General features: G+C 52.5%; 7 protein-coding genes and 1 pseudogene. 2 read left to right on the top strand and 6 right to left on the bottom strand.

Going from position 1 to position 13,538, the window contains the following annotated elements:
* Positions 1-30 precede the first annotated feature (30 nt).
* Together gmd and fcl are read right to left on the bottom strand one after the other, a co-directional pair.
* Positions 31-1,008 (bottom strand): GDP-mannose 4,6-dehydratase, encoded by a 978-nt coding sequence (gene gmd / locus VGO04_RS28350; RefSeq protein ID WP_327499306.1) that lies wholly within the window; start codon positions 1,006-1,008, stop codon positions 31-33.
* A gap of 65 nt (positions 1,009-1,073) precedes the next feature.
* Positions 1,074-2,012, bottom strand: a complete 939-nt coding sequence (gene fcl, locus VGO04_RS28345; RefSeq protein WP_327499305.1) for a GDP-L-fucose synthase — start codon at positions 2,010-2,012, stop codon at positions 1,074-1,076.
* A 344-nt stretch (positions 2,013-2,356) separates the two neighbouring features.
* On the opposite strand from fcl, the gene VGO04_RS28340 reads away from it, so the two are divergent.
* Positions 2,357-5,545: a glycosyltransferase family 4 protein gene (locus tag VGO04_RS28340; protein ID WP_327499304.1), complete on the top strand. Its 3,189-nt coding sequence runs from the start codon at positions 2,357-2,359 to the stop codon at positions 5,543-5,545.
* 816 nt (positions 5,546-6,361) lie between these two features.
* On the opposite strand, the gene VGO04_RS28335 is transcribed toward VGO04_RS28340, so the two are convergent.
* From VGO04_RS28335 to VGO04_RS28325, 3 genes and pseudogenes are all read right to left on the bottom strand, one after another.
* Positions 6,362-8,632, bottom strand: a complete 2,271-nt coding sequence (locus VGO04_RS28335) for a glycosyltransferase (RefSeq protein WP_327499303.1) — start codon at positions 8,630-8,632, stop codon at positions 6,362-6,364.
* 63 nt (positions 8,633-8,695) lie between these two features.
* Complete coding sequence (locus VGO04_RS28330; protein WP_414650620.1) at positions 8,696-10,096, bottom strand: mannose-1-phosphate guanylyltransferase/mannose-6-phosphate isomerase; 1,401 nt, start codon at positions 10,094-10,096, stop codon at positions 8,696-8,698.
* A 111-nt stretch (positions 10,097-10,207) separates the two neighbouring features.
* Positions 10,208-11,614 (bottom strand): annotated as a pseudogene (locus tag VGO04_RS28325) (phosphomannomutase); the annotation flags it as partial.
* A gap of 311 nt (positions 11,615-11,925) precedes the next feature.
* Between VGO04_RS28325 and VGO04_RS28320 the strand changes: the two are divergent.
* Positions 11,926-12,519 carry an NUDIX domain-containing protein gene (locus tag VGO04_RS28320; protein WP_327499302.1) on the top strand — a complete coding sequence of 198 codons (594 nt, stop codon included), beginning with the start codon at positions 11,926-11,928 and terminating at the stop codon, positions 12,517-12,519.
* 144 nt (positions 12,520-12,663) lie between these two features.
* On the opposite strand, the gene rfbA is transcribed toward VGO04_RS28320, so the two are convergent.
* The gene (rfbA, locus tag VGO04_RS28315) at positions 12,664-13,533 is read right to left on the bottom strand and encodes a glucose-1-phosphate thymidylyltransferase RfbA (RefSeq protein ID WP_327499301.1); all 870 of its coding nucleotides are present in this window, start codon (positions 13,531-13,533) and stop codon (positions 12,664-12,666) included.
* Positions 13,534-13,538: the final 5 nt, after the last annotated feature.

Raw genomic sequence — 13,538 nt, 5'->3', positions numbered from 1 at the left:
TCATGCTGCCCGGGTCCGCTAGTTTTGACTTCAGCGGCGCGCCAAGCGCGTCAGGTCAGCCTCGACCATTTCCGCAATCAGCTCTTCCAAGCCAATGACTGGCTCCCACCCAAGCTTTGCCTTCGCCTTCGCCGGGTTACCAAGGAGTACATCGACTTCGGCCGGCCTGTAGAGCGCCGGATCGATCCGCAAATGATCCTCCATCGGCAAGCCCACGTGCTTGAACGCGATAGCGCACATATCTCTAACTGTTGTCGTTCGACCCGTTGCTACGACATAGTCATCCGCAGCATCCTGTTGCAACATCAACCACATGGCTCGGACGTAGTCCTTCGCATGCCCCCAGTCACGCTTGGCGTCAATGTTGCCGAGCGCCAGTTCATTCGCAAGGCCAAGCTTTATTCTCGCAACACCGTCAGTAACTTTTCGAGTCACAAACTCAACGCCACGCAGCGGGCTCTCGTGATTGAAGAGAATTCCCGATGAAGCGTGCAGGTTGAAGCTTTCGCGGTAGTTAACGGTTGCCCAATGCCCAAACAACTTGGCCACGGCATATGGTGAGCGAGGATAGAAAGGCGTCTGTTCGCTCTGCGCCGGCTCCTGAATCAATCCATACATCTCCGAGGAAGATGCTTGATAGAAGCGGGCTTCTGGCGCCGCTGTTCTCACGGCCTCCAAGACGTTTAAAACACCCAAGGCGGTTACTTGACCAGTCAAACTCGGCTGCGCCCAGGAGGTGGCAACAAAGGATTGCGCGGCCAGATTATAGACCTCATCTGGCTTGACATCCATCATCAAGCGAATGAGGGCGGCCGCATCAAGAAGGTTGCAATCGACCAGTTGGACTTGATCCGCTACCCCGAGCCACCTCAGCCTGTGGTCTGCGACGCCAGCATGAGACGACCTTCTAACCATCCCGTACACTTCATAACCCTTCTCTAGAAGGAGAGCGCTCAGGTAGGCGCCGTCTTGGCCGGTGACGCCAGTGATCAATGCTTTCTTTGACATGTTTACTCCAGAAAGAGCCGAACTATACGGCATTTATTTGATGAGCGAAGCGCGGTGGATATCCCTTACCGCGCAGCATTGTCCGTAGCGTGCTCGGTATACCAGTTGTACGAATCAAGAAGTCCGGCGCGAAGATCAATTTCCGGTCTCCAACCCAGAGCAGTGATCTTTGACGAATCCATCAACTTTCTAGGAGTACCGTCAGGCTTGGTGACATCGAATGTAAGCTCGCCCTGGTATCCGACAACCTCTTTTACAAGCTCAGCAAGCTCTCGGATGCTGACTTCGGAACCCGCTCCGCAGTTGATGTGCTCATATGCGTCGTAGTGCTCGTGGCAATACACAACGCCCTTCGCCAAGTCATCAACGTGGAGGAACTCACGGAGCGGGCGCCCGCTCCCCCACACAACGACCTGCTCAGCACCCGAATTCTTTGCTTCGTGAAATTTCCTGATCAGCGCGGGGATAACATGGCTGGTCTGCAGATCATAGTTATCACGCGGGCCATAAAGGTTACACGGCATAACCGAAATATAACGGCGACTATATTGCTTACGATATGCTTGGCAGAGCTTTATACCCGCTATTTTTGCGATCGCATACCATTCATTCGTCGGCTCAAGAGGCCCCGTCAGCAGCGCGCTTTCCGGAATGGGCTGAGGTGCGAACTTTGGGTAGATACAAGACGAACCCAGAAAAACCAATCGCTCGACATCCGCCAGGTGAGCCGCGTGGATAATGTTGGTTTCGATCGCTAAGTTGTCATAAATGAAATCAGCCGGGTAGCGATCATTTGCATATATACCGCCCACCTTAGCGGCCGCGAATATAATAGATGTCGGCTTATTTGCTTTCAACCAAGTCGTAACGGCTCCCTGATCGCGCAGGTCCAACTGTGCTCTGCCTACGGTCAGTACTTCCTGGCCTTGCTGCTGAAGCAGCCGCCTAATTGCTGAGCCTACCATTCCGTTGTGACCGGCAATCCATATCCTGCTATCTGTCATCCGCTCAACTCAAATTTGTTTAACGAAGCGTTTCGAGGCCCGTGTTATGCAAAGTCTTTCAATTTTGCAAGCGCAGAGCGCTTATCCACGCGAGTGTTTTGGCCCCGGATGCGCAATCCTACAACCAGAGATATAACTGAAAGCATTCGAGCGAACGCACACTTCGTGAACGAATGGTGTCGGCAAACGGTTGCGTTTAAGCCGGAAGAACACACGCCCAAAACTCAGGATTGGCCGCGCATCAGAAAGTCTCTATTTAAGAAGAATCGGCGATAAAGCACAAGCTGATATGACCGGTTCGTTGTGGCTCTCTTCGCATGAGGTTTTTATGGTGAGGACCCTCGGTGGCTAATGTGGTAGATTTCCTAACGTCCGCTCGCGCATACGATTTTTATGATCGTCAAGCGCTCGTCATTGCTGACTTTTTACGCCCTCCACCGAATACGCGGCGGGCCCTTTCCGGCGTACAGAATTCAATTGCAAAGCAGCTCCATAGCTGGACCGCAGCAGGGCTTCAGCGAGTTTTGGGACGTGCAAGCACGCTGGGGGTTTGGAGCGAGAACGAGCAAGTCAGCCTACCAGTACGGCGCGTGTATGAAATGGAAGGCCTGGATCCGTCTACTGCTGGCTGGGGACGGCTTTATAATCGCCAACCATGTGCGGCTGTCGTGGACCTATTACGCCCTTTCTTCGACCGAAAGCTCGTTGTCGGATTTGAACTCTCACCGTATCAAAAGGATCTTTGCACCACCCTTGATGTTCCATACATCTCGTATGCAATACATCCGTTTCGTTTTATGAAGGACTACGCCTTCATGATCGAGAGCAATTTCGCATCCGTGGAGCGTCTTCGCCCATTTCAATTAAATCCTGACGATATTGCATTTGCTGCACAAATGAAGGCCGCCGAGCTGGCAAATTTGTCATCGCGCCCCGAGTTAAAGCGCGAATCCGCCGTACTTTTTGGCCAGGTCGACGGGGACGCCGCTCTTCTGCATCAGAATGGTGGTTTCATTGCACTGCAGGACCATCCAAATGAACTACGATCGCTGGTTTCAAGATTTGAAACTGTGTACTTTAAGCCCCATCCGTACCAAGACAAGAACGCAGCTCGCGAACAGGTGCGTTTCCTGCAGCAATTCTCTAACATCGCCTATCTAAATTGTAATGCATATATGTTACTGGCCGCGCCCGAGATTGTTCAAGTTTCCGCGTTGACCTCAAGCGTATTGTCGGAGGCTGACGTATTTCAGAAACCGGCTATCGCGTTGTCCACAACTTGGAACGACAATTCGCGCCAACCCGCCTACAACTTGGCTGCCCTGTCTCCGCATTTCTGGCGGCATATACTCTTCGATGATAAATCAATTGCAAGTTCCCCCGTTCACCTGCTAGGTGACACATCCCTCAAAAAACTCCTAAACATTTCATGGGAGACGTTTGGAAGCAGCGGCATCCACACCAATTGCTCAACGGTTCCGATGAACAAAACCATTGTGTGTGGAGCAGGTGACGAAGCAGATGTCGTTTCATTTGGACCGTCATGGACGTCCCCCGCGCCCGACCACCGTTGGATGTCAGGTACGAGTGGCTTGCTGTCGTTTAAGGTTTTTGCCGGCGTCGAGGCTAGCTACCGCGTAGAACTATCCTTGGCCGCCATGGCATCTTCCGAAGCCCCGCTACGCTGTACGATCTCAACTGGTTCAGTGATCCTTGCGACCCGTGTCTTTGTGCGGCGAGATTGCGAACCAATATCGTTGGCGATCGCTTCCGACATGTGCTCCTCGATCGGCGAAGTGGTCCTCGACATCCGGTGCGACTGCGCCAATTCGCCAAAAATCATAGCCGGGATCGAAGATACTCGCTCTCTGTCGGTTGCGCTTCATTCAATGAGAGTGATCCCGCTTGAAAGCGGCGAGGTGATTACGATCGGACAGGAAATCGATATCGCCTGTCTTCCGGAACACTCTCCACTATTCCCACACGGATGGCATCTTCCCGAGCCTAACGGGAGGTGGTCCGCCGGACGGAAATCACAGATTTCGATCAAACTAGCTGATTCACCTGATGAAAACCTCGAAATTGTACTGGTTGGCCTCGAGGCTTTTTTAACTGACCTGCTTCCACAAAACACGTTATTTGTTTCTGTAAACGGTGTCAGAAGCGTGATTCACAAGTTTGATCAGAACGCCCCAAGTCCATCCGACATCACAATCCCACTACCGAAGCGGCTACTCGCCGATGGCCAACTTTCAGTCCATTTGGATCTCGACCTACTGGCCAGCCACTCACCTGCGCTTGCCGGTAGTTCTGCTGATGACCGTGATTTGGGTTTTAGATTCAGACGTTTGCGCCTTGACTCGCGGATACGTGCGGTGGCCACACATCCTTCTACTCACATTGCGAACCTTATCGGCCCCTTTAGTAGTCCGGCGTGCGCCGGAGCGATGTCGCGAAATGTCTTTGACGCCGCTCAAGCGGCGTTCGATGAAATCCAGCCCAATGCGAAGCATCTGCCAGCAGCCGGATTTCAAGTGGTAGATTTCGGCGGCTCACCGCGGGCGGTATTGGACACGGCATTTGACCCTAAGCAAACTGGCGGGTCCAACGTAAATATCTTCGTCGACAAACCGACTATAATAGACAATTTGCTTTCCCGCCACGGGAATGATTTCGTGAACAATCGATATAATATTGTGTATGGGGCGTTTGAACTTGAAAAAATGCCTGCGCACCTTACCAATACGCGATACTTCGATGAATACTGGGCAGCGTCGTCATTTACCGAGAGTTCTGCCAGAGCGCAGCTGGATGTTCCAGTGCATGCAGTCGCTATGCCAGTCAACGTCTATTTTCCACCTACCGTGAATCCGCGAGGGCATTTTCGCATTCCGGAACACACTTTTGCTTTCCTGTTTTGTTTTGAGATTGATTCCTCAATGGCCCGCAAGAATCCAGAAGCGGTGCTTCAAGCTTTCGCAGTTGCATTTCCGCGCGGGTCTGAACCCGTCTCTCTTGTCATCAAGACCACACTTGGGCGAGCCTCTCCCACCGAAATGGCGAGTTTCGACATCTTTAGATCCATTGCACGCCGTGACTCCCGCGTGGTTTTGATTGAGGAGACATTAGGGCGCGACGAAAACGCATCTCTATACATTAATTGCGACGCATATGTTTCATTGCATCGCGCCGAGGGTTTTGGCCTTAGCATCGCAGAAGCAATGGGCTACGGCAAACCGACTATCGCGACCGGCTATTCCGGCAACCTCGACTTTATGAACGATTCGAATTCCTGTTTGGTTGGATTTCAACTCACCGACATAGGTACGTGCGGCTACCCAGAACAAAGCAAGTGGGCCGAACCCGACGTAGAAGACGCTGCCCGACATATGCAGCGTGTTTTCGAAGATGAGCCGTACCGAACCTCGATTGCAGGTGCGGGCCAAACAACTATCCACGACGCGTACTCGCCCATTGAAGTTGGTCGAAAGCTAGTTAAGCGCATTTTAGAAATTTATGATGAAAAACGGTGAGTGGGGTGTTTCGCTACGCGGTTTTCCGGCACTACTTAGCAAAGACCACGAAAAGTGGCTTGTGCGCGTGAATCGAATGATGAATCATGGTTAGTTGACGGCATCGGTGCATCAACTCATTCGACGCAAATGCACACCCGGCGGATTTAGGATAGAACTTGAAAGAGAGACGATGGTGAACTGAGCAATCCGCCAGTTACCACGCCAGCGAATCCTAATCCTAACGCTCCGCGGTGGCCGTGATTTTCCAATCCGATTTAAGCACCTTTAGCGGTTGCTGTCATGAAGATCCAAACTGCTCACAACGGATTCGAGCGACCGGCTCCCGGAGAGTCAAGATTAGAGCCTGTGTCATGTTCACGATGATACGTTGATGAGCATACAACTCTGATCTCCCCGCGGCCGTTTTCTGCTGACTATACGCTGTGCCTGCCGTCGACTTCTGGCACCTGAACATGACCCTCAACGCCATAGCTACCCCCGTCCATCGCCCGCACGCTGAGGTGTCGGCCGTCAGTACCTTGGGTGCCAGGAAATACGCCCTGCCTTACTCGCCGAGGGATGAGCCATTGCAAAACCCGAAGACACGACAAAGGGCCATCACTTCCTGGTCTCCTGGTATCGCCAGACTACCGAACGCTGACGGTTCTCAATCTCGCTAGGATGCGGGAACGAATGCCTACAACTGGTTTAAGCGCCTGCGCTGGCCCAAGACGGAGGGCGAGCCTTATTGCTCCAAGTGCGGAACGCTGCGATGCCACGCGATGAGCCGCTACCGCTTCAAGTGCCTTTCTCCCGGCAAATTCACATGCACACCTAGCTGCTTTTCGAACTGCTTATGAGTGCTAGCCGCTGCCTAATTCTTTGCGCAATAGCGTCTCGCGACCGCAAACGGTGAGCATCTGCAATACCAGCCCAACTCTTTTCGTGTCGTTCCTGGCGCCCATAGAACACACCCTTCATCGCCTGGACGGCAGAGTCACTTTTAGGGTTTGCCCATAGTTGATTGTCTTCTACGAAGACATATTCGTCAGCTCTGACAGGGATCAGATCATAGTCTACCAGCCAGGTATTGTTTGGTGCACAAAGGTCCATGTTGCCTGAATACGCAGTAGCAATGACTGGAATTCCACTTGCCAACGCATCGAGTATATCGATACCCAATCCCTCCGCTCGATGGAGAGAAACCAGACAATCGCTAGAGCTGATCAAATCACGCTGCTGAGAAGGGCTGTAAGTCTCGTTTATAACCTCAATCCGGTCGTCCTCACCGCACCGCGCTTTCAGAGCCTCCCATGCTCGTCTTTGGTGAATGCTATGAACGTCGTTAGCATTCTGCGTCTTTACAATTAGACGAACCGCAATGTCGCTACTAAAAGCGGCCAGGAAGGCTTCTACAACTCCAAGCGCATTCTTGCGCTGAGGCCACGAATACGCGTCGAATGTGGTGAGAAATGTAAATTTGTCCGATCGCGTGCCGGCATCTACGCACACGTCGCCTAGAATTGACGCCGGGATCCCAATCGTTGTTACTTGCAGAACTTTGCCTTGGACGACTGAATTGATAAAAGTGGATGCTGACCATACTTCATCGACCAGCCTCAGCCCAAGCAGGTGCAGACTAGAAATTTTGCTTAATTCCCAATATGGGAACACAATATTATACGAATTCTTAAGAATATCGCCATTCTTAAGAAAGAATTCAGGTATTTGCTCAAGATTCAAGTGGATTATATTTATCGCTGACTTGCGCAAATCATAATTATAATCCCCTTCCACTGATGCACTTTGAATGCCTTCGTTATAGCATACAAAAGAGCAGTTTTTATCTACAATGCGAATAGCTTCCATAAGTCGACGACTACTCTCGCCGAGGCCTAACAGTTTATCGAACGGACCGATGAACTGGAGGCTGACGTCTGACTTATTCGCCAACAGTGTCTGCGAACTGGAAACCAGAGGAGCGATGGATTTTTCAACCTCCTGGCGTTGGTTGCTAGCCGCACGGCAGTATGGGAACAACTTAGCTTCAAGTCGCGATCGAGCCTCAGAGGGACATGTTGCTAATACATGTTCGATGTGCCGCCGAATGTAGGAATTCTGGCACCCATAGTGGCAGCACCACTCGTAGACTTGCCGTCGACCGAAAGGAAAGAGCATCGCAATTGGGTTCACCAAACGGTTGCGGAACGCAAGAATCGCCATGAAGTATGTCAGTGGAAACGATCTTCCGACGCCGTACCGGATAAATTCCTGCAGCACTTGGCTTTCGTTCGGCCGCGGAACGGACAGGTCAAGGTTCAGTTGGCGACCGCCTTCCGCACTCCACCAGTAATGTTTGTAAGCTTCTCTGAGCCCCCGATAGGATTTCCAAAGAAGAAGCCTGAGGTACATTGAGAAGGCAGGGGAGTCGAACTCCGACCGGGTGCTTTCGATCAAAGCCTTGACAAACTTCCTCTCCTCTTCGGATAGTGGAATAAACCGCGGATCGAGTTTGTATATATAGTCGTTGACATACCAATTATAGAACTCGACATCGCTTCCACTCAGGCCCTTTAGCCTTCTCAGGAACTCTGCGAAATCGGACGACTGCAAGCCACTTCGGCGTTCATCGCGGTAGACGTCACATTGCGACAACACGCCGACAGCCCATGAGGCGTCTGGCCGATCAGCCAAACACGGCGTATCCCCCGCACTTCGTATCAACCTATCTCGAAATCGCTTAAGGCGTAGCGCGCGGGTAGCCCCCGCTCCCTTCAAAGGACGCAGTTGACCGTCACGGGCGGCGAACCACGCGCCCCCCGCGGCGGGCAGAAATAGTTCTAAACTATAGATGCTGTCCGCAGTAACTCTTCCTAAAGGCACCTTGAACCCGTGCACGCCGTTGCCAAGGTTTCCCGCCTTTAGGTCGGGCCGAAAATAGGCACATGTCCACTGCCCACGATAAGCGCCATTAACAAATAGCTCAAAAACTACGCTACATGTCGGGTGCTTAGCATCAAAAAGCCAACCAAACATGTACCCGTCGGAAATAGTATCGACGTGACCGCGAAATCTGGTGCGCTTTGGTACCAGTGATTTTGCCATTCGGATGAACATACAAAAATCGTGAACGCCCTGCTACGGGAGAAGGGGATCCAACGCCTAGCATCATCCCCGACCAAACTCATCAGCGATGCGAACAATATCATCCTCACCGAGATAAGAACCTGTCTGCACCTCAATCATCTCCAACATAATTTTGCCAGGGTTCGCGAGACGGTGAACTTCACCCTGCGGAATGTAAACCGACTCGTTCTCGGACACCATTTGCACCTTATCCCCTACTGTCACTTCCGCAGTTCCTTTCACACACACCCAGTGCTCCGAACGGTGGTGGTGTTTTTGTAGCGAAAGCTGTTTACCAGGACTTACAAAAAGCCGTTTCACCTGGAAACGATCTCCGTTGAGCACCGACGTATAGCCGCCCCAAGGGCGGTATGAAGTTGGATGCATTTCCGTTAATACTGCCGTCGTCTTCGCCGAAGCGAGGTGTTTGACGATCTTGCCGACGTGCTGGCTGTCGTCGAGGCGGCCAACGTACACGGCGTCTTCACTTGCGATAACGGCAACACCCTCAAGACCGAGTACTGCCAAATGACTGGTATTGGACATGACAAGCGAGTTCGCGGTATTCATCACCGTCGCATTACCCAAGACGACGTTCCCGGACTCATCGCGATCACCGAGCTTCCAGACGGCATCCCAACTACCCAAATCGCTCCACGCTATAGTGGAAACCACGACCGCCGCATTCGCGGTTTTCTCCATAATGGCATAATCTACGGAAATATCCGGGCTTGCAGCGAACGCCTCCGCGTCTAGGCGGATAAAGTCAAGATCACTCGTAGCTAAAGAAAGTGCAGTGCGAGCGGCGTTTTCGACGTCCGGCGCGAACTTTGCCATTTCGCTAAGCATCTGGTTGGCCTGAAACACGAAAATACCGGAATTCCAGACGAAGCCGCCTTCGTCGAGCATCGACTGTGCATCCTGTCGCGCCGGCTTCTCGACGAAGCGTTTAACCTTGCAAGCATTCGTTGCAAGCTGCTCGCCGATCTCGATATACCCGTATCCCGTCGCCGGCTCCGTAGGTTTGATTCCGAACGTGACGAGTTTCCCAGAAAGAGCAGTTTGATGCGCAACCTCAATGGAATCGAAATACCCTTGATCTGCAACGATATCGTGGTCGGAGGCCAAGACCTGTAGGACAGTATTTTCTCCGTAGCGGTCCGATACGAGGGCGGCGGCAACGGCAACAGCGGCGGCCGTGTTGCGCGCCATCGGTTCCAGGAGGATCCCCCCAAGCTTGATACCAAGTTCTCTGGCTTGTTCTGCAGCGAGGAATCGAAAATCCTCATTTGTGATCACGAGCGGTGGCCCATAGATTTCCTGATCGGCTACACGCGCAAGTGTCGCCTGAAATAGGGTCCGATCGCCGACGAACTGAATGAACTGCTTCGGCGCACTTGCGCGGGAAAGCGGCCAAAGGCGAGTACCTTTACCGCCCGCCATGATAACTGGAATAATTTTTCCGGCCGAACTCAATTCTCTGCTCTCCTTCGTGGGATTTACACCATGAACTAAACCAGAATTCTCCGGAGTATGACTGGCTTCCGTTCCACGAGCCCACTCACGGACGAGCGCTAGGCACTGATTAAGGAGCTTCGTAGCCGCGCGCTCGGAATTTGCTTCAACGTAGCAGCGCATTTCTGGCGCATTCCCAGACGGACGAAAATGTACGACTCGATCATCCCGCAATGTGACCCTAAGCCCATCGACATCACTAGTGCGAACGACATCACCTACCGACCTCAGAAACATGTTCAGGCTGTCGCTCGAAAGACGAAGCTGCGTCATCAGTGCTGCGCTCGCCTCAACCGGGAAGGCCTCAAGTCGCCCCGAAGCAGCAAATGGCAGTCCATAACCCTCAGCGATTTTTGATAGCGACACCTTCTTGTCAGCCGAAAGGAAGAGAATTGCGAGAACTGGCAGGAAACTGTCCCGCGTCGGGAGCGGGTCAATCACTCTCCCATCAAGCTCAAATTCGGAGCCGAGCAGCAAACCTCCATTTGCCTCAAAACCCATAACGCCGGCGTTGCCGCCATGCAAAGCGTCAAGCATTCCGGCGATAACAAAGGGCGAGCCAACCTTTGTCCGGATGACATCGTGGTCGCCAGCGGCCTCGACTCCAGAATTTGAAGTGACAGGAGTTACGATGGTCTTCGCACGGAGAAATTCCGCGGTGACGATTCCAAGCAAATCGCCCCGAACTGGTTCTCCGGTTTCTGTCGCGACGAGCGGGCGATCACCATCACCATCCGCGGAAACTATTGCGTTGAGGTTATGTTCCTTGGCCCATCTCTGAAGCAGGGCAACGGTTTCATCAGAAACGGCTTCGGTATCGACGGGTATGAAACGTGTGGAGCGACCAAGCGCGACAACCTCGGCACCGTAGTGTTTCAGGACCTCGACCAGAAGATCGCGTGCGACAGTCGAGTGCTGGTAGACGCCTATTTTGAGACCAGACAAGGAAGAGGCGGGCAATACGCGCTTGTTTCTTGCAAGAAACAACTTCTCAGCCTCAACCGATTTGTTCTGTCCGGTGCCCGGAGCCAAGTCTACGGGATATTGTTCGATATCAGCTGCAATTGCACTGATGCGCATTTCATCCCGCTTGTCGATCTCCCCGTCTGGTCGATAGAACTTTATTCCGTTGCGATCATCAGGGATGTGCGACCCGGTGACCATCAGCGATGCCGATCCCAGCTTCAGGCCATAGAGGGCCAGTGCCGGCGTTGGTATCGCGCCGCAGTCCACGGGATTCAAACCTGCGCGTTCTAGCGCACCCATTGCAGAGGCGGCAATCTCAGGGCTTGAGGCACGGAAATCGCGTCCCACAAGGACGGTGTCGCCAGGCCTAACAGCGCCTATGTCGAGAAGGTATCTAGCAAATGCTTGGGCGTAGACCGTGGTAGTTCGCCCTAAGAGGTCGGTGACTAGACCACGCAAACCACTAGTTCCAAATTTCATTCTTCGCCTCAATCAATTTTAGTTTGGCCATTAAATATCGAGCCGTTGCTTAGGAGAAATGGCGTCTCTTCGCAAGACTTTGCGTGGACGGTTAGTCGACGCCAATTCAACCTTGAAGCGTACCACTCCCTTGAATGCCTCCTAAGGACTTGACTCACCCAGGAATGCCCATCATTGCGGCATGCGCGACCAGATATGACCCAAAATCTCACTACGGAATGTGTGCATTATTTTGTCGGTGCGTCATCCGGGTCGTCATTTCAATTCGCTCACTTGAATAGTTCACAAGTTTTCCAGCAAGGGAGAGTTACATGCGCGCTACGAAAATATTGTCCTCCGAGGTGGTGGCGAAAGCTTGGGGGACATTGACTGAATATACATTCCAGTATTCGAAGCTCTCGGGCGAATTGACGGAAATAACGCGGGAAGTTTACGACCGCGGGCATGCTGCCGCTGTACTGCTACATGATCCCGAGAGAGATACGGTCATCCTCGTGCGGCAGTTTCGGCCACCAGCCATGATAAACGGTGGCGACCCCTTCCTCTTGGAGGTGTGTGCCGGTGTGCTAGATGGGGACGATGCAGCAACTTGCGCGCGGAAAGAGGCCCTAGAAGAAGCCGGTGTCGTGGTGAAAGATATTCGATTGATTACAACAGCGTACGGGCTACCAGCCGCAGTGACCGAAGTGCTTAGTCTGTTTATTGGGACTTACGACTCGAAGACGCAGCAAGGCGGCGGACTACCTGATGAAGGAGAAGATATCGAAGTGTTGGAACTGCCGTTTCAAGTGGCGTTTCAAATGATCTCTTCCGGTGAGATTGTAGATATGAAGTCAATAGTATTGCTGCAGCATCTTATGTTGGAACGCTTTGCCACCTCAAACAATCTATCACCGCCAGCCTGAGAGCGAGCGGCAGTTCAGTCCGGCGCGGAAGGTGCACTCGGTCCATCGTAGAACTTGAAATCATGTAGCCTGAACAGGCACCCCACGTATTTGGCTCGGTGATGTGCGGACGCAAGGCAACCAACGACGAGGCATTGGCCAACCTCACACCTCTCGTGCAATTCGTAATAGATATCGCCCATACGAGGTACTTGAGAACTGCTCGCCAAACTGGATCAGTTCTTCCTTGGAGATAAATCCGTTCAAATATGCAATCTCTTCAATGCAGGCGATGTTGGTGCCCTGCCGATGCTGAATAACTCGGACGAATTCGGAGGCCTCCAACAGGCTGTCGTGGGTCCCCGTGTCGAGCCACGCATAACCTCGCGCCATTTTCTCCACGAAGAGATTGCCTTGTTCCATATAGATCCGATTTAAATCGGTGATCTCATACTCTCCACGAGCGGATGGCCGCAGAGATTTGGCATGGGCGACGACCTCATTGTCGTAAAAATATAGCCCCGTTACCGCGAACCGAGACCTCGGCACAGCGGGCTTTTCCTCTAAACTGATCGCCTGCCCTTCCGCCCCGAGCTCAACAACCCCATACCGTTCCGGGTCCTCAACCTCGTAAGCAAACACAGTTGCGCCAGACGTTCTGTTTGCGGACTTGTCGAGCAGCTCAGCCAAGCCCGCCCCAAAGAAAATGTTGTCACCCAATACCAAGGCTACGTTATCTGCCCCGATGAACTCTTCCCCAATCGTGAATGCCTGGGCAAGACCCTCAGGCTTTGGTTGAACTGCGTAACTCATTCGCAATCCAAGACGCGCCCCGTCACCGAAAAGGCGCTCGTAACTACCTAAATGGTCAGACGATGAAATAATTAGTATATCTCTAATTCCAGCCTGCATTAAGACCGATAGTGGATAATATATCATCGGCTTGTCGTAAACGGGAATTAGCTGCTTGTTGATAGCGAGGGTCGCCGGATGCAGACGTGTTCCTGACCCACCTGCCAGAATAATTCCCTTCATGGAAA

The organism is Ensifer sp., from assembly GCF_035999185.1.
Taxonomy (GTDB): Bacteria; Pseudomonadota; Alphaproteobacteria; order Rhizobiales; family Rhizobiaceae; genus Ensifer.
The sequence above is the reverse complement of the archived record's forward strand: the minus strand, read 5'-3'. Positions and strand labels throughout refer to the sequence as shown.